Genomic DNA, 23833 nt, shown 5'->3' on the forward strand with positions numbered 1-23833 from the left:
AATTAGATCGTTTTGGGCTGACCATCCCGTGCTGCGGCATCGGCTGCATCCGCCAGCATTTGTGCCCGCAATCCGTCATGCCCCGTTGGTGTCACGGGCACCCCACGCGACACAGCATCGATGAAATGTTCCATCTCCGCACGATAGGCGGCGGCGTAGCGTTCCAGAAAGAACGGCTGCACTGTGGTTTTGGAGATGCCTGAACCGTTCGAAACCTCAACCGAGTGCTCAAGGATATTGTCCGCGCGCAACATCCCCGCACGTCCGTGAACCTCAATCCGCTGATCATAGCCATAGGTCGCACGACGGGAGTTTGAGATTTGGCACAGTTTTCCTGTCGCCGTTTTCAATGTCACAACGGCAGTGTCAAAATCACCCGCCTCACCAATTGCGGGGTCTACCAAACAGGACGCCGCCGCAGTCAGTTCAACGGGTTCCTCCGCCAACAAAAAGCGCGCCATATCCAAATCGTGGATCATCATATCGCGAAAGATACCGCCAGAAGTTTTGACATAATCAATCGGTGGTGGGGCTGGGTCCCGAGACAGGATCGTGACGATCTCAACATCGCCAATAACCTGATCTGAGATCTGCCGTTGAAGGTGTGCAAAATTGGGATCAAAGCGCCGGTTGAAGGCCACCATGAAGGGCACCCCCGCAACCTCAACCGCCGCTAGGCAGTCGCGTATCCGGTCGACGGATAAATCGATCGGCTTTTCACAGAAAATCGCCTTTCCTGCCCCCGCGGCCATGTGGATCAGGTCATAATGTGTGGTGGTCGGTGTCCCGATGATCACGGCATCAATGCCAGGGTCATTTATCAGGGCCTCTGCGTCCATGACTTGCGCGCCGGTCTGTTCAGCCAAGGCGTCTGCCGCAGCGGGCATCGCATCAGCCACAGCCGCCGCGCGGGCGTTTGTCATGCCACGCAATGTGGCACCATGCACTTGCCCGATGCGACCGCACCCCAAAATACCGATGTTAATCATGCGCTTCACCTTTCAAATTGCGCAATACGATGCGCGCTGCGGCCTCGACCGGATCATGGGTGTCTTTGAGGATCGACACTCGATCAAAGCGATCAGGATCCGCATTCACCGCGTCCCGCAGGGCAGTGCCAAAGGCCATCCGCAGCTCTGTTCCGATGTTGAATTTGCAGATGTTGGTGGTCTGCGCTAGCGTGCGGCGTTGCGCATGCGGCACGCCAGACCCACCGTGAATCACCAGCGGTACATCGGCCTTCGCCTGTATGGCCGCGATGCGTGCCGCGTCCAACCCGCCCTCCATGTCCTGTTGCAAATGCACGTTGCCCACGGAAATCGCCATGGCATCCACGCCTGTCTCGGCGGCAAATGTCGCGGCATCATCAGGGTCCGTACCTGCCGATGCTTCACCGCCCGAATAGCCGACAAAGCCGATCTCGCCTTCGCAGGACACCCCTGCATCATGGGCCAGCTGGGCGATCTTGCGGGTTTGCGCGATGTTGTCTGAAAGAGGGAGCCGTGACCCGTCGAACATCAACGAGGTAAACCCCGCCTCCAATGCCTCGGCGCATTCCTCAAAGGTGTATCCGTGATCCAGATGGGCCACGACCGGCACAGACGCGCGTTCGGCCAGATGGCGAAACATCTTTCCCAAAACAGGCAACGGTGTATGGGCCCGGCACCCTGGTCCGGCCTGCAAGATCACCGCGCAATTCTCGGCCTCAGCTGCGGCCACATAGGCGCGCATGTCCTCCCATCCCAGACAGACCAGACCGCCCACGGCATAGCCCTGCTGCAACGCGGGTTGCAGCACATCCTTCAGCGTCACAAGGGTCATTTGAACTTGGCGATCATGTCTTTGATGCCAGGGATCGTTTCGATCTGATAGGCATGTGTTGGCTGAAAGAATTGCACCAAGGACCGCTGAGACAGCCCGCCCAAGATTGTGAAATAATACATCTGATAGCCCGGCAGAACCGCGCAGGGATGATACCCTTTATCCAGACAGATCGTGGACCCATCCACGATGTGATAAGCATCACCCGGCTTGCCATCTTCGCGCTGCAACATCTGAACGCCGGATCCGTGGTTGGGCTTGAACCGGAAGTTATACGTCTCATCATGGCGGGTCTCTATAATGTCCCCCTCGGGCCCGTCCCGCCGATCCGTGTCGTGCTTGTGGCTTGGGAAACCGGACCAACCGCCCTCCCCCACTGTAAACAGCTCGGACACCAGCAAACGGCCGACCTTGTCGTGGTATTTCGTGCCCAAGATATGTTTGATTTTGCGGTGCGTTTTGGTGTCGTCAGACCCGTATTGCACCAAATCCAACTCATCCTTTCGCACGTCGAACGCGTCCAGCACCTTGTCATAGCGCGCGCCACAAACGAAAATCTCCGCCTCATCGGAGGTGCACACCATCTCAGCCTTGGCGGCGGTGGGCACATAAACGCCCTCAGGCTCCCCGTCCCAGACATCTTCGACCCGTTCACCGAGGCCTGCGGATTTGAACCCTTCGATGTTCACATCAATCGTACCGGTCGCCGGCACGATACAGGTTTCATACCCAGGCACAGCATATTCAAACGCCTGTCCTTTTTTGAGTTTCACAATGTTGAAGTAATTCAGCGGCACCAGCGGGTCGTCCACATCAACGATGGGTTTGTTTTGGTTATCAAAGGGGGGGATGTGCATGGTGGGTCCTCTCAGGCGTCGGTCGGGCCGGGGTGTTCGGCCATGAATGTCATAAGCGTGGGCGTATCGGCCATGGCGGGGGCGCAGCCGGGCCGCGAAACGGTGACAGAGGCGCAGGCAGACCCGCGCAAAATAGCATCACGCAGGGTTTGGCCACCGGCCAACCCCGTCACCAGACCGGCCATGAAACTGTCCCCTGCACCAGTGGGCTTCATCGCCTCCACCGGCCAAATGCCCGTGCGGATTTCCTCACCGCCCGCGAACGTGATCGCACCGTCTTCGCCCATTTTATAGACAACGATAGTCGCCGACTCCTCAGCGAGCGCCTTGGCCTTCGCGAGCCCTTTATCAAGACCGCCCGCCATGAAGCCAAACTCTTCATCGTTTCCCACGATCATATCGGAGGCCGCGGCCGCGCGGCTAAGCACATCTTCAGCCACTTGTGGCGATGGCCACGAATAGGGGCGATAATCCACGTCAAAGATGATGGGCAATCCGGCAGCCTTGGCGCGGTCAAACGCAGCAAACGTGGCAGACCGAGACGGCTCCGCCGCAAAGACCGTGCCCGCCGTGATCAAGGCGCCAAATTTGTCATAATCCACCGCCGCAACATCGTCCGCATCCATCTGGAAATCCGCCGCGCCGTTGCGGTAGATCACGTTGCGGTGGCCTTCCATGCGGCTTTCGTAAAACGCCAGTGAATTGCGGTATTCGCCGCCAACGGGCGTCACATATTCCGTCCCCACGCCGTAGCGTTTCAACTGACCGACGCAATAGCTGCCTGCGCTGTCATCAGACACACGGGTCACCAGCGATGCCTGACCGCCCAATTTGCAAATGCCCGCTGCGATGTTGGCCGAGGATCCCCCAAGGCCCACCCCCACCGTTTCCGCATCTTCTGCGGCAACGCCTGGGTCGGTAAAGAAATCAATGCCCGCCCGTCCGATGACGAGGAACTTGTTTTGCGCGATACCATCAAAAAGCGATGTCATCAGACACCTTTCCGCTGCTTGGGCCGCGCCGCTTCCCAATCCTCATGTGCTGCACGCACTTTGTCGGACGTCGTGACATGCGGCGTGCCGACTTCCCACCAGGCGTGACCTTCGGTGGTCCAGCCCTCATAGGCGTCAACCTTCATGGAAATCACATAGGTCCGGTCGGCGGCCTTGGCCCGTTTGAATGCGGCCTCAAGCTCTGACGGGGAGGCGACGGTCTCCGCTTCGGCGCCCATGGCGCGGGCGTGAGCCTCAAAATCAACGCCGACTTGGCGGGTTGCGGTTGGGGTGTCGGCGATCAGGTTGTTGAAGCTTTCGTTGCCTGTGTTGTTTTGCAGTTTGTTGATCACGGCAAAGCCGCCGTTGTCCAACACCAAAATGATCATCTTTTTGTCCGTCAGCACGGAGGAATAGATGTCTGAATTCATCAGCAGATAAGACCCATCACCGGTGAACACGATGGTGTCTTGATCCGGTTCGCGCTGCGCCTGCGCGATGCGCGCGCCCCATCCGCCTGCGATCTCATACCCCATGCAAGAGAACCCGAATTCCACGTCCACCGTGCCAATATCCAACGTCTTCCAATTGGCCGTCACCTCAGCCGGCAAACCACCCGCCGCCGCGACAACACGGTCGCGCGGATCGCACAGACGGTTCACCTCACCGATGGCCTGCGCATAGGACGCGGGGCCATTTCCGACCCGCGTGTTTTCTGCCACGTACTCATCCCATTTGGTGCGCTCGGCCTTGGCCTTCTCCGTCCAGCCTGTCGGCGCGCGATACCCGCCCAAGGCGTCGGCCAAGGCAGGCAGGGCCATTTTCGCATCGCCCACCACTGTCGTCGACATGTGTTTGGCCGCATCATGGCGCCCAACGTTGAGGCCGATGATCTTGGCGTCATGGGCAAAGGCCGTCCATGATCCCGTGGTGAAATCCTGCAACCGCGTGCCGACAGCGAGGATCACATCCGCCTCTTGGGCGATCGTGTTGGCGCTGTCTGACCCTGTGACACCAATCGGCCCAATGTTCAGGCCGTGATCATGGACCAGATTGGCACGGCCCGCGATGGTTTCGACCACGGGAATGCCCGCGTCTTCGGCAAAGGTTGTCAATTCCGCAACGGCACCTGAATACTGAACGCCACCGCCCGCGATCATCATCGGGCGCTTGGCGGATTTGAGAAGTGCCGCAGCCTCCGCCACTTCAAGCTTGTCGGGTGATTGACGGCGGATGCGGTGCACCCGTCTGTCGAAAAAGCTGACAGGGTAATCATATGTCCAGCCCTGCACATCTTGCGGCAAACCGATAAACACAGGACCACAATCGGCGGGGTCCAACATCGTGGCCAAGGCCGCAGGCAACGACTGAAGCACCTGCGCAGGATGCGTAATCCGATCCCAAAACCGGGACACCGCCTTGAACGCATCATTGGTCCCGAACGTCGGATTGCCGAAGTGTTCCAGTTGTTGCAGCACAGGATCCGGCAGACGCGTCAAAAAGGCATCACCGCACAACATCAACATGGGCAGACGGTTCGCATGGGCCAGCGCCGCAGCGGTCAGCAGGTTCGCCGTCCCCGGCCCGGCAGAGGCCGTGCAGAACATGAAACGTTGGCGCAACCACGCCTTGGCGTAGCCCGCAGCCGCAAACCCCATGCCCTGCTCATTCTGGCCCCGATAAAGCGGCAGCGCGTCTTGATGATCAAACAGGGCCTCCCCCAGACAGGTCACATTGCCATGCCCGAAGATGCCAAAACCGCCACCACAAATGCGGAGGTCTTGCCCGTCGATTTCGATCCACTGGTTGGCCAGATATCGAATGATCGCCTGCGCTGTGGTCAACGTGACTGTCTGCGGCGATTGCCCCATAAGATGTCCCCCCCTAGGCCCCTTGAAATCTGCAGCCATCACGTTTGCTGTTGACCTCAGACGTAGAATGACGATAGCAAAATTGCAACCGGTTGCAAACGGTTTTTGGGAGGGCACCGCAGATGGCGGACATCGGAATTGGCATCGTGGGGGGGGGGTACATGGGCAAGGCCCATGCAGCGGCCTATGCGGCTGTTGCCACCCTGTTTGAAACCGATCTGCGCCCGCGGCTTGAGGTGGTCTGTGCCACATCCGACGCTTCTGCAGAACGTTACCGCGCAGCCTATGGCTTTGCGCGAGGCACATCCGACTGGCGCGATCTGGTGGAAGACCCGAAGGTCGAGGCTGTCATCATTGCCGCCCCCCAATCCACCCACCGCGACATTGCGCTGGCCGCATTTGCGGCAGGAAAACCGGTGTTTTGTGAAAAACCACTGGGTGAGAGCGTGGCCGATTCTCAAGCGATGGTCGATGCCGCAACCGCCAGCGGCCAGATCAACATGGTCGGCTTCAACTACATCCGCACGCCCGCGTCCCAATTCGCCCGCCAGCTGATCACTGAAGGACGCATTGGGGAGGTCACGTATTTTCGCGGCGAACACACCGAGGATTTTCTCGCAGACGCCAGCCTGAAAGGCGATTGGCGCACCCAAGGGGCGGGCAACGGCTGTATGGGCGATCTGGCCCCGCACATGATCAATGGCGCCCGCGCGCTGATCGGCCCCATCACGTCCCTTTGTGCGCAGGTCGAAACCGTCCATGCCACCCGTGGCGGTGTTGCGGTGACGAATGATGATCAGGCGCAATTCATGTGCAGGTTTGAAAACGGCGCACAGGGGCATCTGTTTTTCAGTCGCGTCGCAACGGGTCGCAAGATGGGCTATGCTTACGAAATTCACGGCACCAAGGGTCAGATCCGCTTTGATCAGGAAGACCAGAACGCCCTGCATCTTTACACGATGGAGGGGCCAGAGGCCGAACGTGGCTTTCGCAAAATCCTGACAGGCCCCGCCCACCCTGATTACAAACCGTTCTGCCTCGGCCCTGGTCACGGCACGGGCTATCAGGATCAGATCATCATCGAGGCAAAGGATTTTCTGACAGCCATCGCCACTCAGAAAAACATCTGGCCCACCTTCGCTGAGGGTTTAGAAGTCAACCGCGTCGTCTCCGCGACACTCGCCTCAAGCGCCCAAGGGGCTTGGGTCAATGTTGCCGACTATTAGAAAGAAAACACCATGATCAAAATTGGCAACGCCCCGTGTTCATGGGGCATCGAATTCGCCTCTGACCCGGCTTATCCCACGTGGCAATCTGTTCTCAGCCAATGCGCGCAGGCCGGATACAAGGGGATAGAGCTTGGCCCCATCGGCTACATGCCCGAAGATCCGGCGATTCTCGCGGATGAGCTGGCCAAGAATGAGCTTTCGATCATCGGTGGTGTTGTCTTCCGCCCGTTCCATGATGCGGACAAATGGGATGAGGTGCTGGACGCCGCCCAGCGCACCTGCAAAGCCCTCGTGGCCCATGGCGCTGAACATCTTGTGCTGATCGACAGCATCTCACCACGTCGGGCGCCCACAGCGGGCCGCGCGGATGAGGCCGAACAGATGGACACCGCCGAATGGTCCGCCTTTCGCGACCGCATCGCCACCATCGCCAAAATGGGCGCGGAAGACTACGGCCTGACCGTCGGCATGCACGCCCACGCCGCGGGCTTCATCGATTTTGAGCCTGAATTGGAACGGCTTCTGGACGAGGTCGACGACAGCATCCTCAAAATCTGTTTTGATACGGGCCATCATTCCTATGCGGGTTTTGATCCTGTGGCCTTCATGAAAAAACACATCGGTCGCATCAGCTACATGCACTTTAAGGACATCGATCCCGTCGTCAAAGCCGACGTCGTCGCCAACCGAACCGATTTCTACAAAGCCTGCGGCCAAGGCATCTTTTGCAACTTGGGCAAAGGTGATGTGGACTTCCCTGCGGTCCGTCAAATCCTGCTGGACGCTGGGTTCGAAGGCTGGTGCACGGTGGAACAAGACTGTGATCCGTCGTTGCCCGGCACCCCGCTGGAAGACGCGATCGCCAATCGCACCTATCTGGAATCTATCGGCTTCTAAGGCCGCTCCCTGACAGAAAGAAATGACCATGAAAAAACTGAAATGGGGCATGATTGGCGGCGGCGAAGGCAGCCAGATCGGGCCGGCCCACCGTCTTGGCGCAGGTCTTGATGGGGTGTTCGAATTCAGCGCTGGTGCGCTGGACCACCGCCCCGACTACGGCATCGACTACGGCCAGCGCCTTGGCCTTGGGGATCGCGCCTATGGTGGCTGGGAAGAAATGCTGGAGGCTGAGAAAAAGCGCGATGACCGCGTGGATCTGGTCACCGTCGCCACACCCAATGCGACCCACTTTGAAATCACCAAGGCGTTTCTGGAAAACGGGTTTCATGTGCTGTGCGAAAAGCCGATGACGATGACCATCGAAGAGGGTGAAGACATCGTCGAGATCGCCAAGAAAACCGGGAACATCTGCGCAGTGAACTATGGCTACACGGGATATTCACTGGTCCGCCATATGCGGGCGATGATCGCGCGCGGCGACATCGGCAAGGTCCGCTTGGTCAACGCGGAATTTGCCCACGGCCACCACGCAGACGCCACCGATGCGGACAATCCGCGGGTGCGCTGGCGTTACGATCCCGCGCAGGCGGGGGTGTCCGCGCAATTTGCCGATTGCGGCATTCACGCCCTCCATATGGCGAGCTTTGTGACAGGCCAGGAGGTTGAAAAGCTCTCCGCCGACACGGTGTCGTGTATCGACGTGCGCACGCTGGAAGACGACGCCATGGTGAATTTCCGTATGGACGGCGGCGCGGTGGGGCGGCTGTGGACGTCTTCAATTGCCATTGGTCGCCAACACGGGCTGGGCATTCAGGTGTTTGGCGAAACTGGCGGCCTGCGATGGTCACAAGAACACCCCAACCAGCTGTACTACATGCCCCTGGGCGAACGCCTTCAGGTCATCGAACGGGGGGAGGCAAACCTGTCGCCCGAAGCGGACCGCACATCCCGCGTCACCATTGGCCACGCCGAAGGAATGCCGCTGGCTTTTGCCAACATCTACGCCGATCTGGCCGAGGCGATCAGCGCCCGCAAGGAAAGCCGCATCATGGACTCCGCTGCCAATCTCTACCCCCGTGCCGAGGATGGTTTGCGGTCCATGGCTGCAGTGTTCGCGGTGGCACAGTCGGGCAAAGAGGACGGCAAATGGATGGATGCGCGTCCGCCGATGTTCCGCTAATGCGGCCTAGGGAAGGGGGCGCAACGTGCCCCTTTCGACAATCGTGCAGGCAAAAAGCCGCGCCTCAGGGTGGCGGTTTTCGTCTTTCAACGACGCCTCGATCAATTCAATCGACGAATTGATAATCTGCGCGATGGGATTGTGGATAGTTGTCAGGTTGATGTTCTCCCAGCCTGCCATTTCCATGTCGTTTAGCCCGATGACACCTATGTCGTCTGGCACCCGCAAACCTGCGTCCTGAATGGCCGACAGCGCCCCGATGGACAGCACGTCGTCCCCGCAGAAATAGGCCTCAGCCGGGGTGCTTTCCAAAAGCTTCAACATCTCGGCACGGCCTGCGTCGAACGAATAGTTTGTGGCGAAACTGACGGACATTTGCACCTGTGGCGCGGTTTTAATCGTCTCTTCAAATCCGGCCAGACGGTCTTGGGTGGACGTCGCAAGTTCCGGCCCGCCCAGAAACGCCACACGGGTGTAACCGCGCGCAATCAGCGTTTTGGCGGCCATGCGTCCGGCTTCGATGTTGTCGATACCGAGTACGTTGACCTTTGGGCTGGGTGACTGCCGCCCGAAAGAATGCACGACTGGAATACCCACATCCTTGAACGCCTCAGCAAAGCTGGCGGGCAGGGTCGAAGATGCGACGATAACGCCGTCCACCGAATAGGCCCGCAACATGCGCAAGGACGCCGCCGGATCCGTTTCATCCGTGAGATTCACCAACAAAGGCCGCAAACCCCGTTGCTGCAACCCTTTGGTAAATTGGTCAAAGACGTTCAAAAAGATCGGGTTGTGAAAGTTGTTGGACACAAGCCCGATCAACTTCGTGCGTCCCGTCGTCAAAGACGACGCCAGCGCGTTGGGGCTATAGCTCAGCGCGGCTGCGGCTTTTTCGACTTTGGCGCGGGTCTTGGGGCTGACCGAGGCGCCTTCGGTGTAGGTGCGCGAAACAGCAGATCGGGACACGCCCGCACGTTCTGCCACTTCTTTCAACGTCACCGGCACGAAAGCCCCCTTATGATCCCTGATCCTCAGCCTTGGCGGCGGCGCGCACGGCATCCCAATCCGCTGTCAGCAGTTTCCAACCGGCGATGCCGCCTAAGCCCATGAAAATCAACCCCCACGTTAAGGCGCCGGTGGAAAATTCGAAAAGTGCCCAAAGAACGGGCACGGCGACCACGGCCACCCTGCGCCAAACAGGCAAAAAGAACGGGATGTCAAAATCCAGCAGCCGGGCGCGTTGCGTCATGCCGCGCCCTCGAACTCCGCCCCCGTTTTGGCACCGGTGATATAGGCCACGATGTCTTGTCCGTCTGTCTCTTCTTTGCGCAGATTGGCAACGATGCGCCCGCGGCGAAAGACGACAATCCGGTCCACCAGATCCATCACCTGACGCATGTTGTGGCTGACAAGGATCAACGGCTCCCCCTGATCTTTCAACGTTCGGATGATGTTTTCCACCTGCGACGTTTCCTGCACGCCAAGGGCAGCGGTGGGTTCGTCCATGATCGTCAGTTTGGAATGAAACGACGCGGTGCGTGCGATGGCCACACACTGCCGTTGCCCGCCTGACATGTTTTGGATCGTGTTGCGGATGTTGGGGATTTTTACGCCGGTCTTTTCGAGGGCGGCCAATGTGTCCGCGCGCATCGCCTTGTAATCGAGGAATTTGAACGGCCCCAGCCAATCCCATTTCGTCTTTTCACGGCCCAAGAAGAGATTGTCCGGCACATCCAGCGCATCGGCCAATGCCAGCGTCTGGAACACGGTTTCAATCCCTGCCTCTCGCGCGTCCAAGGGGCCTGCAAAATTCACCTCTTGCCCGTCGAAAATCACTTTGCCGCTGGTGCGCTGTTCCACGCCGGTGATTTGGCGCACGAAGGTGGATTTGCCCGCCCCGTTGTCGCCCATGATGGCAACATGTTCGCCCTTTTCCAGTTTGAAATTGGCGTCGTTGAGGGCGTGCACCCCGCCGTAGTGTTTTGTCAGACCTTGGGTCTCAAGAATAATGTCGGCCATGTTTGCCTCCCTAACTGCGCGATGCCGCGCGTTCTTGGCGCACTTTGTCCAGCACCACCGCCGCAATGATAATCGCCCCCATGGCCATCAGTTGATAAAAGGCGTCGAGCTTGATGTAGGTGAAGCCAGATTGGATCACACCGAAAACCATGGCCCCCAGCACCGTCCCGGGGATTGACCCGCGCCCGCCCGTCAGACTGACACCGCCAATGACGGCCATCGCAATGGCGTAGAGTTCATAGAAAATGCCCATGCCCGATTGCGCGGTCAGGTTCTTGGAACTCAGCACGATCGCCGCAAAGGCCGCGAGCATCGACGCAATCATGTAAACGCGCACCTTATGGCGGTTCACGTTGATCCCCGACATGCGGGCCGCGTCTTCATTCGATCCGATGGCATAGGTGTGTTTGCCATGCAGGGTGTAGCGCATGATCACGTGCATCAGCACCGCAATGCCCAGAAACCAGAAGACCGGCATCATCCCCTTGCCCAGCGCGGCAAATCCCTCCGTGGGGAAAGACACAGGCTGACCACGGGTCCAGGCTTGCGCGATGCCACGGCAGATCAGGAACATGCCCAATGTCGCGATGAACGGTGGAATGCGGGTGTAGGCGATCAAACTGCCGTTGATCGCGCCAATCATGGCACCAAACAAAAGACCCACAACCACCGGTATCAATACCGGTAAATCAAACGCCCATTCCCCAAACACAGCCTTGGGGTTGGGGTTGCCATTGACCAGTTCGGTCTGGGCAAACGACATCACAATCATCGCCGTCGCACCGACCAAGGGCCCCGACGACAGATCAATCCCACCTGAGATGATGACCTGCGTCACCCCCAGCGCGATGATCCCGATGATCGAGACCTGCAAAATGATGATGCGCAGCCGCGCTTCGTTGAAAATGGTGTCAAAGCGGTCTTGGGTGTCGAACAAAAAGCTTTGGCCGTTCATGTACGGCAACACCTGACCCAACACCTCAAAGACTGCGACGATCAGGATCAAAGCGAAAAAGATATTCACCTCGCCCGGCAAGGACCGCTTTTTGCGGTCGTAGGTCAGCCCGCCAATTCCGTGCGATGTTTCGGACATCTTGGATGTTTCCTTTATGGAGTGGTTTGGTGTGGGTGTGTGCCGATGTGGCCGAACCGCCCGCCTGCGGTGTGGCAGGCCACGCGAACGCGGCCTGCCTGAGTTTGGAACGCTTACTGGAATTCAGCCGCGTTTTCTGGGGTCACCAGAATGAACGGGATGAACACGGTCTTGTCGACCTCTTCACCCGCGGCCAGTGCCAACGCGGTGTCGATGGACCCAGCACCCTGACCAGCAAGGTCCTGGAACACTGTCACGTCCATGTCGCCAGCAGTCATCGCCACCAGCGCGTCAGGTGTTGCGTCAACGCCGCCCACCTGGACGTCGTCCATGCTGATGCCGTTGGCCTTCATGGCCTGGATCGCACCGATGGCCATTTCGTCGTTGTTGGCGATGACGAAGTCGAACTCTTCACCCGAAGACAACCAGTTGGTCATCAAGTCTTGGGCTTCATCCCGCGACCAGTTTGCCGTCTGCTCATCGATCAGCGTCATGAAGTTACACATGTCCATGCCGATCACGTCATAAACGTCCTTGGAACGCTGAACAGCAGCCTGATTGGACAGCTGACCGTTCATCAGATACCCGGTTGCACCGCCGGATTTGCCTTCGGCGCGCAGGTTGCGGCAGATTTGAAACGCCTGCAGCGTGCCGGATTCGATCTCGTTGGACGCCACGAACGCCTGACCTTCGGGCAGTGTATCCATGTTGATCGGCTGACGGTTCACATAAACCAGCGGTACGCCAGCGGCGGCGGCGGCGTTGGACATGGCTTCGGTTGCATTGGTGTCCACCGCGTTCACGATAATCGCATCCACGCCAGACGCGATGAAATTGTTGATCTGATCGAGCTGACGCGCCACGTCGTCTTGCGCGTCTTCCATCTGCAGTTCAACACCGTCCAGCGTCGCGATGTGATCGGTCATGCCGTTGCGCATGATGGTCAGACCGTTATCGTCAAACCGTGCAATGGATGCGCCGATGTTCTGCGCCATGGCAGTGGTGCCCATCATCATCGTCGAAAGGCCAGCGGCCATAAGGATCTTTTTCATTGGTTTCCTCCCAAAAGTCGTGCCCGGCACACGGTTGATTTTTCCGGGACCTCTGATCGAGGCGATTGACCCATCACACCGCCCCCGCGGCATCGGCCTGCAGCTGGCGTGTGATGAATGCGATAGATCCGGCCAAAGCCTCCTCCGGATCGGTTAAGTCATGGATTTCCGGCGCAAAAGATTCCAAGGACAGCGGCCCTCGATATCCATCTGCCGCAAGCGCACGAAGTTGCGCGATGCTGCCAAGACGGTCATCCGCGTCCACCAGCACGCGGTGCGCATCTGTCATGGCCGCGGGCGGCACGTTCGCTGCGACACCGGATACATGCACCATGCCTGTCCGTTTGGCATACATGGTGCCATCACCCGCAAGGCAGTGATGAAAAGTGTCATGTATGAGTTCAAAACACGCAGACGCCCCCATATCCTCAAGCACCTGCACCACGTCGTCCTTATGGCGCAAGGTTGCGTTTGCGAAACCCAGCGGTTCGATGAAGCCGATCAGGTCGCGGCTGTTCAATTCCGGCTGCAAGACCGCCAACGCGGTCTGCAACATGCGCCGTTGCTCAGCGCGCGTCACAGGCGCATCCCCGACATCAGGGATCAACGCGATCCCCCGCGCGCCACAGGCCACCGCCTGATCCATCAAAGCGGTCGCCGCCCCCAGCCGCTGGGCCGTATCACGGTTGAACGCCGCCATTTCAGCCAATGCGAATATCTTGAGGTCCGTCTGGCGCGCCGCGTCGTCCGCGTAGGTGGGTCCGTGGCCGTCAAAAGGCTGACCCTCCAGATCTGTTCGCAATTCCACCCCTGCACAGCCCAACGACTTCGCCATAGCAAACAGGCCGCGCATAGGTATCCGCGGGACAGTCATATGGTTCAATCCAAAGGTCGGCATTGGCAAACGTGCTCCCCCCACAATTCCCGATCTTCACCTTAACCGCGATTCGATTTTTTGCAACCGGTTGCAAAAAGAAAGTGCGTCGGCCCGCCAAGCGCGGATTTGGCGATGGGTGCAGAAACGAGGATCAAACCGACCCTTTGATCGCGCGAACCTAAGGCATCCGGAACGGCTTCGACATCGGCACGGACAACGGCTTGAAAACGTGCCTACCTATCATTAGGTAGGCAAAACAATTCAATCGAATTCCCCTCCCAATTGTCCCGTCACAGAAGGACCGTTTCCATGACCCTGAACGCAGATTTCTTACGCAAAGTGGTTGTACAGTCCGACACACTGGACTGGCAGCCCTCGCCCATGACGGGGGTAGACCGCCGTATGCTTGATCGGATCGGGGACGAAGTGGCCCGCGCGACAAGCATTGTCCGCTATGCCCCGGGCAGTGCTTTTTCCGCACATACGCACACGGGCGGCGAAGAATTTATCGTTCTGGACGGCGTGTTTCAAGATGAACATGGCGACTTTCCTGCAGGCACCTATGTGCGCAACCCACCCACAACATCGCATACGCCACGGTCTGACAAAGGTTGCACGATTTTCGTGAAGCTCTGGCAGTTTGACATGGGCGATCGCACGCAGTTTCGCAAAACGATGGTCGACGAACTGGCGGCGCCTGAGGGCGGCGTGGCCACGGCAACGTTGTACCAAGACGCCCGTGAAACCGTGACCTTCCATCGGCTTGACGCCGGTGCAACGCTGACCTCCGACGCGAGTGGCGGGATTGAGGCCCTGGTTATAGATGGGGCCCTGACCGTCGATGAGGACGTTTTGCGCCGCCACGCCTGGGTTCGTCTGCCTGAGGGCATGCCCCTGCATGCTGCAGCGGGGCCGCAGGGCGCGCAGGTCTGGATGAAAACAGGCCACCTGCCCTACGCGCAAGCGCCGACTGTCTGACCCTGATGCAGACGGATACACTGATCATCGGGGGCGGTCTGTCCGGTCTGTCCTTGGCCACGACCCTGCACGCCGCAGGCCACAATTTTCTCCTTGTTGAGGCAGGTGGCCGTTTGGGGGGCCGCATCCTGACCCAGCCAGCTGGCCCTGCGAAGTTTGACATGGGGCCTGCGTGGTTTTGGCCGGGCCAGCCGCGCATGGCGGCCTTGGTCCAATCCCTTGGCCTGCATGTTTTTGACCAACATGCCGCAGGCGATCTGATGTTTGAGGACGAACAGGGCCGCGCCCAACGCGGGCGCGGGATGGCCTCCATGCAATGGTCCTCGCGTGTGGCCGGTGGTCTGGGCGGTGTCATCGACGGTTTGGCACAGGCCTTTCCCCACGACCGCCTCCACCTGAACACTCAGATCACGGACCTGCGTCAAATCGCGGGCGGGGTTGAGGCCACGGCGCAATCAGGCCTTACCCTTACAGCCAACCGCGTCGTCGCAGCCCTGCCGCCGCGCATCGCGGCAACTTGGTCGTTTTCGCCTGCGCTGCCAGACAACAGCTTGTACGCCATGACCGCGGTGCCCACATGGATGGCCGGACAGGCCAAAGCGGTCGCTGTCTATCCGCACCCCTTCTGGCGTGACGCGGGCCTGTCTGGCGACGCGATGAGCCGCTTTGGTCCGATGGTCGAAATCCACGATGCATCGCCCCATGACGAAAGCTGCGGGGCCTTGTTTGGCTTTATCGGTCTGTCCCCCGACGCACGTCAGGACACCGACAGCCTGCGCCACCACATCCTTGCCCAACTCGTGCGCCTGTTCGGGTCAAAGGCAGAAAACCCCATAGATGTTGTGTCAAAAGACTGGGCGCATGACCCGCTCACGGCCACGTCTGAGGATCGCGCGCCGCTGCGTTTCCATCCCCAATACGGCTTGCCCGCGTCCCTAAAAGGGCTTTGGGGCAACCGCCTGATCCTGTCGGGCACCGAAACCGCCCCCACCTTCGGCGGCTATCTTGAAGGCGCGCTGGAGGCGGCCGATTTGACGGCGACTGAAATCCTGACATCAAAGGCCCCAACCCATGCCCTCTGACACCAAAACTGCCCTTCTTGATTGCGCCGAAGCCGCAGTCCGCGCCCGCGGGTTTGATGCGTTCAGCTATGCCGATTTGGCGCAAACCGTGGGCATCCGCAAAGCGTCCATACACTATCATTTTCCCACCAAGGCAGATCTGTCCGACGCGCTGATAACCCGCTATCAGACCATGATCGAAGCCAAGCTGGCTCGAATTGATGCGGAACAGCCCACGGCGGCTGGGCGTCTGGCGGCACTTGTGGTCTTTTACCGGGCTGCATCACACAACGGCCAATCCGTCTGTTTGTGCGTGGCGTTGAGTGGCAGTCGCGAAAGTCTGACCGATGGGGTCGTGGCGAAAATGGCGGCGTTCCGAAAGACCTTGGTAGACTGGCTGGCCCGGACCTATGCAGCTGGACAGACGGACCAGTCTATCACAGGCGTCAACGTGCCAAAGGATGAGGCTCGCGCGACCCTTGCCCTTCTTGAAGGGGCACATCTGGCCGCCCACACGGCCGCAGACATCTCGCTCTTCGACGGGGCGACCGCGCTGCTGACCAACCGCTTGACCTGCTGACATCCACCGCCTTCACAAAACACTTGCCGGATCGTGATTGCGTATACACTTTGTATACAAACGAATCTGGAGGTCCCCGTGCCACGTTCAACAAAAGACGAATGTCTCGATGACCTGCGCCGTCGCATCCTGTCGACAGATCTGCCCCCCGGTGCCGATCTGGATGAGGCGGACCTGTCAGACCACTACGGCATGTCCCGCACCCCCCTGCGCGAGGTTCTTCAACGGCTACAAGGTGAGGGCTACGTTCAGCTGGCGCAACATAGGGGCGCCAAAGTGGCCTCTATGGACATCGACGTGTTACGGACATTCTTCCAGACGGCGCCGATGGTTTACGCCAACGTCGCGCGGCTGGCTTGTGAAAACGCAACCTCTGCCCAGCTGGGGAAACTGAAGGACGCACAACAAGGGTTCCGACGCGCCGCCCAAGGCGGCCACCCGGATGACGCGGCGCTTGCCAATCACCGGTTCCATGCCTTGATCGGGGACATGGCACAGAACCCTTATCTGGTCGCGTCCCTGTCCCGCCTGCAGATTGATCACACGCGCCTCAGTCAGACGTTCTACCGCCCCGCCGCCCCGTCCGAGGCCCTGTTGGTCCAAAAGGCCATTGAACAACACGACGCGATGATCAGCGCGCTTGAGGTACGCGACGCCAGCATGGTGATCGACGTGACGTTGCAGCACTGGGACCTCAGCCGTGACCGAATGGAACGCTATGTGCGCCCCGATCCCCTTCCAGTTGACATCATTCCATTTAAGGACAGCCGAAATGCAGTTTGAGGGCATCTATACCCCCCTCGTCACGCCCTATCATAACGACTTCACGCTCAATGAAAGCGCGCTTTCCCAAACGGTGGAGCACCTGATTGAGGCGGGCGTGCATGGGATCATCGTGGCGGGTTCAACCGGCGAATACTACGCCCAGACCAGTCGGGAACGGCTTGATATGATGACCCGCTGCGCTGACCTGATCAAAGGGCGGGTGCCCATGATCGTCGGCACGGGCGCGATCCGCACGGAGGACAGCGTCATGTTCGCGACGGCCGCCAAAGACGCAGGCGCCGACGCCCTGCTGGTGGCCACCCCGCCCTACGCCTACCCCACTGGCCGCGAAATTGCGCTGCATGCTCTGGCCGTGGACCGTGCCGCGAACTTGCCCGTGATGCTCTATAACTATCCGGGTCGGATGTCCGTGAACATGGACGAAGAAACGTTGGACAGGCTCGGGCGCTCACCGAATTTCTGCGCGATCAAGGAAAGCTCCGGCGATATCAACCGTCTGCATATGCTGGCGCGGGATTATCCCCATATCGCGCTGTCGTGCGGCATGGATGATCAGGCCTTGGAATTCTTCGCATGGGGCGCACGGTCGTGGGTCTGCGCGGGGTCCAACTTCGCCCCCGAAGCGCACATCGCCCTATACCGCGCCTGTGCTGTTGAGGGCGATTTCACCAAAGGCCGCGCGATCATGTCGGCGATGCTGCCGCTGATGCGGGTTCTCGAACAGGGGGGGAAGTTTGTGCAGTGCATCAAATACGGTCTGACCCTGCGCGGCATTGATGCAGGCCCCCCACGCAAACCGCTGCGACCACTGAACAAAGACGACAAACGCGAATTGGCCGAGGTGATCCGCACAATGACCACCGCGATCGCCGCCATCGAAGGGGCCCAGACATGACCGATCTTTTGACCCACGCCGAATATCAAGCCATCGCAGACAGCCTTGATCCGCCGCGCAGCCCGTTCATTGACGGCAAGTTCCAGCGCGGCGCGGGGCCGATGATGCCCACGACAAATCCCGCAACAGGGCAGGAGATCACGCAAATCTCCACAGCCACAACGCAGGACGTCGATCTTGCCGTGGCCAAGGCACGTGAGGCGTTTGATCAGGGCCGGTGGTCCAAACTCGACCCCGCCCAACGCAAAGACGTGTTGATCCGGCTGTGTAAACTGATGACGCGCAATCGTCGTGAATTGGCGGTGATGGAAAGCGTTGAGGCCGGCAAACCGATCCTGGATTGCGAAACCATCGATATCCCCGAAGCGATCGACTGCATCAAATGGCACGCAGAAGCCGCCGACAAAATCTATGATCAAACTGCGCCCACGGGCGATGGTGCAATCGCCATGATCACCCGTGAACCGGTGGGCGTGGTCGCAGCCGTGCTGCCGTGGAATTTCCCGCTGCTCATGTTGGCTTGGAAAATCGGGCCTGCTTTGGCCGCGGGGTGTTCTGTCATCGTCAAACCGGCCGAACAGACCAGTCTGACCGCCCTTCGCGTGGCCGAACTGGCCTACGAAGCAGGCCTGCCGCGCGGAGTGTTTCAGGTGCTGCCCGGCGATGGCCCCAGCGTCGGCGAGCCTTTGGGACGTCACATGGATGTCGACATGGTGACGTTCACGGGGTCCACCGATACGGGGCGTATGTTCTTGAAATATGCAGCGGACAGCAACCTCAAAAAGGTGGTGCTGGAATGTGGCGGCAAGAACCCGGCAGTGGTGTTCGACGACGCTGAAAACCTCGATCATGTGGCCGAACACGTGGTCAATGCGGCGTTCTGGAACGGCGGCCAAAACTGCTCTGCCGCGTCCCGTCTGATTGTGCATGCGTCGGTCAAAGACTCACTGATGGACAAGATCACCGCACGGCTGCGCGATTGGAAAGTGGGCGATCCATTGGACCCTACAACCCACATCGGAACGCTGATTGATGCTGATCATTGCGCCAAGGTGCGCAGCTATCTGGACAACGTCGGTGCCGGCCCCTTCGTGGCCCCGCAGATCCTCCATGTGGCGCAAGATGATCCCCGCGCCCGCGATGAAATTTTTGGCCCCGTGCTGTGTGTGATTGAGGCGTCAAGCAACGATGAGGCTGTTCAGATCGCCAATGACACCAGCTACGGTCTTGCAGCATCGGTGTTTTCAGGCGAGGGGCGTGCGGCATTGCGCGCAGCCCGCGACATCAAAGCGGGCACAGTGACCGTCAACTGCTACGGCGAAGGCAGCATCGCCACGCCCTTTGGCGGCTACAAACACTCAGGCTTCGGGGGGCGCGACAATGGCCTGCACGCCCATGATCAATACACGGAAATCAAAACCATCTGGGTCGATCTGAACGACCCTGCAGACGGAAACAACGTCGGATGAGCGTGGAGGCCACCGGAACCGTCCGCCGCGGACGCGGCGCGCGCAAAGCCAGCCGCGAGACGCGCGACATCTCGATGCTGCCCGCCCTCAAACGGCAACTGCCGCTGACCGAACCGATGACGCCGGATCAGGTCGAACAGATCGACGCGGCGTCCATGGATATCCTTGAAAACGTGGGCGTGCAGTTCCGCGATGACATCGCATTGGCCGACTGGAAACAGGCAGGCGCCAAGGTTGTGGGCGATATGGTCTATCTGGATCGGCACCTTGTGCGCGATCTGATCGCGACGATCCCGGAAACCTTCACCTATCACGCCCGCAACCCGGCAAATTCCCTGCCCTTTGGCGGCGATCATGGCATCTTCGTGCCCATGACTGGCGCGCCGTTCCTGCGCGATCTGGATGATGTGCGGCGCAATCCCACACTTGAGGACCTCGCGAATTTTCACAAGCTCAGCCATATGCTGCCCAGCCTGCACAGCTCCGCCCATCACATTGTTGAACCCTACGATCACCCGATCAGCCAACGGCATTTGCGGATCACGTACAGTTCAATGAAATATTCGGACAAGACGTTCATGGGCATGACCACAAGCCCGAAGAATGCCGAGGACGTGATGGACATGTGCGCGATCCTGTTTGGGGAGGCGTATTTGGACACCCACCCGGTCGTCACCGGCAACTGCAACGGCAATTCGCCGCTGGTCTGGGACGAAACAATGCTGGGGGCGCTGCGGGCCTTCAGCAAACGCAACCAGCCGGTTTTGTGCTCTCCCTTCGTGCTGGGCGGTGCGAACACGCCCGCCAGCGTACCCGCCACCGTGGCGCAGCTGAACGCAGAGGCGCTGTCGGCGCTGGCCTACACGCAGGTCGTCCGCCGTGGTGCCCCAGCAATCTACGGCCATTATCTGTCCACCGTCAGCATGAAATCAGGGGCCCCCATGGCGGGCACGCCGGAAATCAGCCTGATGAACTTTATGATCGGGCAGATGGCGCGGCATTACGGCGTGCCGTGGCGGACCTCAAACACCCTTGGCGGTGCCAAAACATTTGACGCGCAAGCAGGCTACGAAAGTGCCATGACCTTGAACGCCGTACTGATGGCGGGGGCCAATTACATGTGGCATTCGGCCGGTTGGAACGAGGCCGGCATGCATTGTTCCACCGCCAAGTTCATCGTCGACGCCGAAATGTGCGAAATGGGTTACCGCATGGCCCAAGGCATCGACTGGACAGATTTCGACGCAGCCTTGGCGGCCGTGCCGGATGTGGGCCCGGGCGGGCACTATCTTGGGCATCCGCACACCCTTGATCATTTTCAGAAGGCCTTTTTCATGCCCGAGATGTTCGACAACAACTCGATCGAGCAATGGCAGGCCGAAGGCAGCGTTGAGATCACCGAACGCGCCCTGACCAAAGCCCGCGCCATGCTCAACGAATATGAGGAGCCCAAACTGGACATCGCCGTGGACGAAGCTTTGCGCGATTATATCGCCCGCCGCGAACGGGAAATTCCGGCGGCCGATGCCCTCAATCAGGACCATTGATCATGAACCCTGACGGACGGCGCGCCCCATGAAAGTGTCCCGCCTGCCGCGCGACCCCGGCCCTGCGGGCTGGAACCGCTTGTTGGGCGACCCTGCCCCTGCGACCCCGCTAGAAGGTCATATGACCGCGGATTGGCTGATCATCGGCGCGGGTTTTGCGGGATTGGCGGCGGCACATAAGCTGTCGAAACAGGCGCGGGGCGACAAGATCGTTTTGCTTGATGCCACCCGTGTGGGCGACGGCCCTGCGGGGCGCAACTCAGGCTTCATGATTGATCTGCCCCATGATCTGACCTCGGACGACTATGGCGGTGCCCTTGAGGCAGACATCGCCCAGACGCAAGACAACCGCCGCGCCATTGCCCATGCCGCCGACATGGTCGCGGACTACGGGCTTAGCGATGAGGCCTTTTCGCTTTCGGGCAAGATCAACGGCGCTGTCACCCCCAAAGGCATGGCCCACAACGCCACATTTGCCCGCCATTTGACGGCTATGGGCGAGACGTATGAGATCCTCGACGCGCAACACATTCGCGACATGACGGGCACTGATTATTATCAGGGTGGGCTGTTTTCACCGGGCACGGCCATGATCCAGCCTGCGCTTTTTGTGCGCGGTGTGGCGAACGGACTGCGGTCCAACCGGGTGACGGTGCATGAAAACTCTCCTGTCACAGCGCTGAATAAGACGCAAAGCGACTGGGTCGCCACAACCCCCGCCGGCCAAATCACCGCGCCGCGCGTGATACTGGCGGTCAATGGCCACCTCAACAGCTTTGGCGTGATGCAGAACCGGCTGATGCATGTGTTTACGTATGCGTCGATGACGCGGGCGCTGACGGCGTCAGACTCTGTGCAGCTGGGCGGGCAAAGCCGCTGGGGCATCACCCCCGCTGACCCAATGGGCACCACCGTCAGGCGGATCAGCGGCACCGGTGGCGATCGCCTGATCATCCGCAACCGGTTTACCTTCGATCCCACGCTTGAGGTAGATCAGCACCGCATGGATGCGGTCGCGCGCGACCATGACGCGGCCTTTGCCGCACGTTTCCCGATGCTGAACAGCGTGACGATGGAACACCGTTGGGGCGGGCGCCTTTGCCTGAGCCGCAACAGTGTTCAGGTCATCGGTGAAGTCGAAGAAAACCTGTTTTCGGCCTGCTGCCAGAACGGGCTGGGCATCGCGAAAGGAACCCTCGCAGGGGGGCTTGCTGCAGAACTTGCACTGGGCATGACATCACCAGCCTTGGAACGCGCCCTTGCAGCAGCACCGCCACAGCGCCTGCCGCCCGCACCCATCGCCAAATTGGGCGCGAACATGCTCCTCAAAGTGCAGGAATGGCGCGCTGGACGTGAGCTTTAGGGCCAATGCCCGCACCATGGCCCCCGTTTATGGAACGACAACGATATTGCCGGTGTGCACCTTGTCGATAAAGGCCTGCTGGCCCTCCTTGAAATCCTCAAGGGAATAGGTTGCCGCCAGCATTGGCTTCACCTCCCCCGCTTCGATGTAGGAGACCAAGTTGCGGAACGTCTGCGGTGGGTTCACGGTGGACCCAAAGAACGTCAGATCCATCAGGTACAGCGTGCGTAAATCCAGCGACACGATCGGTCCCGCAATCGCACCAGACGTCACATAACGCCCGCCCCGATCCAGCGCCTCGATCAATGTCGCGAAATAATCGCCCGCGACGATATCCGCCACCACAGTCACATGATCTCGCCCAATGGCATCCTGCAGCGCCTGCTTCAGGTTCTGGGGCGCGCGTGGCAGAATGGCATCGGGGCTGCATTTGGCCACCTCTGCATGTTTCGCAGGAGAGGCGAGCGCAACAACCCTCGCGCCACGCCGTTTGGCCAATTGGATCAACGCGCCGCCCACACCGCCAGACGCCCCGGTGACCAACACCACATCATCCGCCCCGACACCGGATTTATCCAGCATCCCTTCGGCGGTGGCATAAGAACATGAAAACGTCGCAAGCTCCGCATCGGTCAGATCACTGTTCACCGCGGCGACGTTGCGATGATCAATGACCGTGTATTCCGCGTAGCCGCCATCGGCCTCTGATCCGAAATACCCCGCCGTGTGCATGTTCAGCGGGTCATCCCAATCGCGCAACCAATTGTCGGCGATCACCCGTTTGCCGATAAGCGATTGATCTGCCTCGGCCCCTGCGGCCACGACCCTGCCGCAAATGTCCGCCCCTTGAATGCGCGGGAACTGAATGCCGGCCCCGCCCCATGTGTTATCGGCGGCCCCATCCAGACTGTCGTAGGCGTCACCGGTCGTGGCCTCCGTCACCGATTTCGAATACCACCCCGCCCGTGTATTCACATCGGTGTTGTTCATGCCGGTGGCCAAGACCTTGATCAAAACTTGGGACGGTGCGGGCTGCGGCACTGGCCAGGCGGCCTCATAGGACAGGGCATCCAGCCCGCCATGTCGTTTCAACACAACAGCACGCATGGTTTTGGGAATATCTGTCATCGCTTGGTCCTTTTCCCGGGATTTGTTTGTCGTCGCGCCCTGATCGATCAAATGCCCCTTGACCCGACCAATACGCAGACACAACCTTCCCCCGCAATACGACCAAACCACAAGTCACTAAATGCGGAACGACAA

General features: G+C 59.7%; 23 protein-coding genes. 11 read left to right on the forward strand and 12 right to left on the reverse strand.

Going from position 1 to position 23833, the window contains the following annotated elements; all coding sequences use genetic code 11:
- Positions 1–2 precede the first annotated feature (2 nt).
- The 5 genes from iolG to iolD are packed head-to-tail and all read right to left on the reverse strand — an operon-like array spanning position 3 to position 5541.
- On the reverse strand, positions 3–989 hold the full coding sequence (gene iolG, locus PSJ8397_RS11190) for an inositol 2-dehydrogenase (RefSeq protein ID WP_085864682.1): 987 nt from the start codon (positions 987–989) through the stop codon (positions 3–5).
- Positions 982–1821, reverse strand: coding sequence for a class II fructose-bisphosphate aldolase (locus PSJ8397_RS11195; protein WP_085864683.1), 840 nt, complete (start codon positions 1819–1821; stop codon positions 982–984). Before PSJ8397_RS11195 ends, iolG begins: the two co-directional genes overlap by 8 nt.
- Positions 1818–2678, reverse strand: coding sequence for a 5-deoxy-glucuronate isomerase (locus PSJ8397_RS11200; RefSeq protein ID WP_085864684.1), 861 nt, complete (start codon positions 2676–2678; stop codon positions 1818–1820). The genes PSJ8397_RS11195 and PSJ8397_RS11200 overlap by 4 nt, the downstream gene beginning before the upstream one ends.
- Positions 2679–2689: 11 nt before the next feature.
- Positions 2690–3670, reverse strand: coding sequence for a PfkB family carbohydrate kinase (locus PSJ8397_RS11205; protein WP_085864685.1), 981 nt, complete (start codon positions 3668–3670; stop codon positions 2690–2692).
- Complete coding sequence (gene iolD / locus PSJ8397_RS11210) at positions 3670–5541, reverse strand: 3D-(3,5/4)-trihydroxycyclohexane-1,2-dione acylhydrolase (decyclizing) (protein WP_085864686.1); 1872 nt, start codon at positions 5539–5541, stop codon at positions 3670–3672. The genes PSJ8397_RS11205 and iolD overlap by 1 nt, the downstream gene beginning before the upstream one ends.
- A 122-nt stretch (positions 5542–5663) precedes the next feature.
- On the opposite strand from iolD, the gene PSJ8397_RS11215 reads away from it, so the two are divergent.
- The 3 genes from PSJ8397_RS11215 to PSJ8397_RS11225 are packed head-to-tail and all read left to right on the forward strand — an operon-like array spanning position 5664 to position 8850.
- The gene (locus PSJ8397_RS11215; protein ID WP_085864687.1) at positions 5664–6767 is read left to right on the forward strand and encodes a Gfo/Idh/MocA family protein; all 1104 of its coding nucleotides are present in this window, start codon (positions 5664–5666) and stop codon (positions 6765–6767) included.
- 12 nt (positions 6768–6779) lie between these two features.
- The gene (locus PSJ8397_RS11220) at positions 6780–7667 is read left to right on the forward strand and encodes a TIM barrel protein (RefSeq protein ID WP_085864688.1); all 888 of its coding nucleotides are present in this window, start codon (positions 6780–6782) and stop codon (positions 7665–7667) included.
- Positions 7668–7695: 28 nt separating this feature from the next.
- Complete coding sequence (locus tag PSJ8397_RS11225; protein WP_085864689.1) at positions 7696–8850, forward strand: Gfo/Idh/MocA family protein; 1155 nt, start codon at positions 7696–7698, stop codon at positions 8848–8850.
- A 6-nt stretch (positions 8851–8856) separates the two neighbouring features.
- Here PSJ8397_RS11225 and PSJ8397_RS11230 read toward each other — a convergent pair whose 3' ends face one another.
- The 6 genes from PSJ8397_RS11230 to PSJ8397_RS11255 all read right to left on the reverse strand — a co-directional run bounded on the left by PSJ8397_RS11230 (position 8857) and on the right by PSJ8397_RS11255 (position 13849).
- Complete coding sequence (locus PSJ8397_RS11230; RefSeq protein ID WP_085864690.1) at positions 8857–9855, reverse strand: LacI family DNA-binding transcriptional regulator; 999 nt, start codon at positions 9853–9855, stop codon at positions 8857–8859.
- Between the two features lie 10 nt (positions 9856–9865).
- A complete protein-coding gene (locus PSJ8397_RS11235; protein WP_085864691.1) occupies positions 9866–10099 on the reverse strand; it encodes a hypothetical protein in 234 nt (77 codons plus the stop codon).
- Positions 10096–10869, reverse strand: coding sequence for an ATP-binding cassette domain-containing protein (locus PSJ8397_RS11240; RefSeq protein ID WP_085864692.1), 774 nt, complete (start codon positions 10867–10869; stop codon positions 10096–10098). Before PSJ8397_RS11240 ends, PSJ8397_RS11235 begins: the two co-directional genes overlap by 4 nt.
- A gap of 10 nt (positions 10870–10879) precedes the next feature.
- The gene (locus PSJ8397_RS11245; RefSeq protein WP_085864693.1) at positions 10880–11962 is read right to left on the reverse strand and encodes an ABC transporter permease; all 1083 of its coding nucleotides are present in this window, start codon (positions 11960–11962) and stop codon (positions 10880–10882) included.
- Positions 11963–12075: 113 nt separating this feature from the next.
- Positions 12076–13014, reverse strand: a complete 939-nt coding sequence (locus PSJ8397_RS11250) for a sugar ABC transporter substrate-binding protein (RefSeq protein ID WP_085864694.1) — start codon at positions 13012–13014, stop codon at positions 12076–12078.
- A 73-nt stretch (positions 13015–13087) separates the two neighbouring features.
- Positions 13088–13849 carry a TIM barrel protein gene (locus PSJ8397_RS11255; protein WP_143515445.1) on the reverse strand — a complete coding sequence of 254 codons (762 nt, stop codon included), beginning with the start codon at positions 13847–13849 and terminating at the stop codon, positions 13088–13090.
- A gap of 351 nt (positions 13850–14200) precedes the next feature.
- On the opposite strand from PSJ8397_RS11255, the gene PSJ8397_RS11260 reads away from it, so the two are divergent.
- The 8 genes from PSJ8397_RS11260 (at position 14201) to PSJ8397_RS11295 (ending at position 22570) form a co-directional block, all read left to right on the forward strand.
- On the forward strand, positions 14201–14869 hold the full coding sequence (locus PSJ8397_RS11260) for a cupin domain-containing protein (RefSeq protein ID WP_085864696.1): 669 nt from the start codon (positions 14201–14203) through the stop codon (positions 14867–14869).
- A 5-nt stretch (positions 14870–14874) separates the two neighbouring features.
- Positions 14875–15951 (forward strand): flavin monoamine oxidase family protein, encoded by a 1077-nt coding sequence (locus PSJ8397_RS11265; protein WP_085864697.1) that lies wholly within the window; start codon positions 14875–14877, stop codon positions 15949–15951.
- Positions 15941–16510, forward strand: a complete 570-nt coding sequence (locus PSJ8397_RS11270; protein ID WP_085864698.1) for a TetR/AcrR family transcriptional regulator — start codon at positions 15941–15943, stop codon at positions 16508–16510. The genes PSJ8397_RS11265 and PSJ8397_RS11270 overlap by 11 nt, the downstream gene beginning before the upstream one ends.
- A 78-nt stretch (positions 16511–16588) precedes the next feature.
- The gene (locus PSJ8397_RS11275; protein WP_085864699.1) at positions 16589–17293 is read left to right on the forward strand and encodes a GntR family transcriptional regulator; all 705 of its coding nucleotides are present in this window, start codon (positions 16589–16591) and stop codon (positions 17291–17293) included.
- Entirely contained in the window at positions 17283–18191 is a 909-nt protein-coding gene (locus PSJ8397_RS11280) for a dihydrodipicolinate synthase family protein (RefSeq protein WP_085864700.1), read from the forward strand. Before PSJ8397_RS11275 ends, PSJ8397_RS11280 begins: the two co-directional genes overlap by 11 nt.
- Complete coding sequence (locus PSJ8397_RS11285) at positions 18188–19660, forward strand: aldehyde dehydrogenase (RefSeq protein WP_085864701.1); 1473 nt, start codon at positions 18188–18190, stop codon at positions 19658–19660. The genes PSJ8397_RS11280 and PSJ8397_RS11285 overlap by 4 nt, the downstream gene beginning before the upstream one ends.
- The gene (locus tag PSJ8397_RS11290) at positions 19657–21207 is read left to right on the forward strand and encodes a trimethylamine methyltransferase family protein (RefSeq protein WP_085864702.1); all 1551 of its coding nucleotides are present in this window, start codon (positions 19657–19659) and stop codon (positions 21205–21207) included. Before PSJ8397_RS11285 ends, PSJ8397_RS11290 begins: the two co-directional genes overlap by 4 nt.
- Before the next feature lie 28 nt (positions 21208–21235).
- Entirely contained in the window at positions 21236–22570 is a 1335-nt protein-coding gene (locus PSJ8397_RS11295; protein ID WP_085864703.1) for an NAD(P)/FAD-dependent oxidoreductase, read from the forward strand.
- A gap of 27 nt (positions 22571–22597) precedes the next feature.
- On the opposite strand, the gene PSJ8397_RS11300 is transcribed toward PSJ8397_RS11295, so the two are convergent.
- On the reverse strand, positions 22598–23698 hold the full coding sequence (locus PSJ8397_RS11300; RefSeq protein ID WP_235000700.1) for an alcohol dehydrogenase family protein: 1101 nt from the start codon (positions 23696–23698) through the stop codon (positions 22598–22600).
- Positions 23699–23833: the final 135 nt, after the last annotated feature.

Origin of the sequence: Pseudooctadecabacter jejudonensis (assembly GCF_900172275.1) — a bacterium.
Classification (GTDB): domain Bacteria; phylum Pseudomonadota; class Alphaproteobacteria; order Rhodobacterales; family Rhodobacteraceae; genus Octadecabacter; species Octadecabacter jejudonensis.

Excerpts from the sequence above, each read along its gene's own strand:
- PSJ8397_RS11225 (WP_085864689.1), top strand. The coding sequence starts at position 7,696 with ATGAAAAAACTGAAATGGGGCATGATTGGCGGCGGCGAAGGCAGCCAG.
- PSJ8397_RS11205 (WP_085864685.1), bottom strand. The coding sequence starts at position 3,670 with ATGACATCGCTTTTTGATGGTATCGCGCAAAACAAGTTCCTCGTCATC.
- iolD (WP_085864686.1), bottom strand. The coding sequence starts at position 5,541 with ATGGGGCAATCGCCGCAGACAGTCACGTTGACCACAGCGCAGGCGATC.
- PSJ8397_RS11195 (WP_085864683.1), bottom strand. The coding sequence starts at position 1,821 with ATGACCCTTGTGACGCTGAAGGATGTGCTGCAACCCGCGTTGCAGCAG.
- PSJ8397_RS11235 (WP_085864691.1), bottom strand. The coding sequence starts at position 10,099 with ATGACGCAACGCGCCCGGCTGCTGGATTTTGACATCCCGTTCTTTTTG.
- PSJ8397_RS11250 (WP_085864694.1), bottom strand. The coding sequence starts at position 13,014 with ATGAAAAAGATCCTTATGGCCGCTGGCCTTTCGACGATGATGATGGGC.
- PSJ8397_RS11200 (WP_085864684.1), bottom strand. The coding sequence starts at position 2,678 with ATGCACATCCCCCCCTTTGATAACCAAAACAAACCCATCGTTGATGTG.
- PSJ8397_RS11295 (WP_085864703.1), top strand. The coding sequence starts at position 21,236 with ATGAAAGTGTCCCGCCTGCCGCGCGACCCCGGCCCTGCGGGCTGGAAC.
- PSJ8397_RS11290 (WP_085864702.1), top strand. The coding sequence starts at position 19,657 with ATGAGCGTGGAGGCCACCGGAACCGTCCGCCGCGGACGCGGCGCGCGC.
- PSJ8397_RS11285 (WP_085864701.1), top strand. The coding sequence starts at position 18,188 with ATGACCGATCTTTTGACCCACGCCGAATATCAAGCCATCGCAGACAGC.
- PSJ8397_RS11240 (WP_085864692.1), bottom strand. The coding sequence starts at position 10,869 with ATGGCCGACATTATTCTTGAGACCCAAGGTCTGACAAAACACTACGGC.
- PSJ8397_RS11260 (WP_085864696.1), top strand. The coding sequence starts at position 14,201 with ATGACCCTGAACGCAGATTTCTTACGCAAAGTGGTTGTACAGTCCGAC.
- PSJ8397_RS11220 (WP_085864688.1), top strand. The coding sequence starts at position 6,780 with ATGATCAAAATTGGCAACGCCCCGTGTTCATGGGGCATCGAATTCGCC.
- PSJ8397_RS11255 (WP_143515445.1), bottom strand. The coding sequence starts at position 13,849 with ATGGCGAAGTCGTTGGGCTGTGCAGGGGTGGAATTGCGAACAGATCTG.
- PSJ8397_RS11270 (WP_085864698.1), top strand. The coding sequence starts at position 15,941 with ATGCCCTCTGACACCAAAACTGCCCTTCTTGATTGCGCCGAAGCCGCA.
- PSJ8397_RS11215 (WP_085864687.1), top strand. The coding sequence starts at position 5,664 with ATGGCGGACATCGGAATTGGCATCGTGGGGGGGGGGTACATGGGCAAG.
- PSJ8397_RS11245 (WP_085864693.1), bottom strand. The coding sequence starts at position 11,962 with ATGTCCGAAACATCGCACGGAATTGGCGGGCTGACCTACGACCGCAAA.
- PSJ8397_RS11265 (WP_085864697.1), top strand. The coding sequence starts at position 14,875 with ATGCAGACGGATACACTGATCATCGGGGGCGGTCTGTCCGGTCTGTCC.
- iolG (WP_085864682.1), bottom strand. The coding sequence starts at position 989 with ATGATTAACATCGGTATTTTGGGGTGCGGTCGCATCGGGCAAGTGCAT.
- PSJ8397_RS11280 (WP_085864700.1), top strand. The coding sequence starts at position 17,283 with ATGCAGTTTGAGGGCATCTATACCCCCCTCGTCACGCCCTATCATAAC.
- PSJ8397_RS11300 (WP_235000700.1), bottom strand. The coding sequence starts at position 23,698 with ATGACAGATATTCCCAAAACCATGCGTGCTGTTGTGTTGAAACGACAT.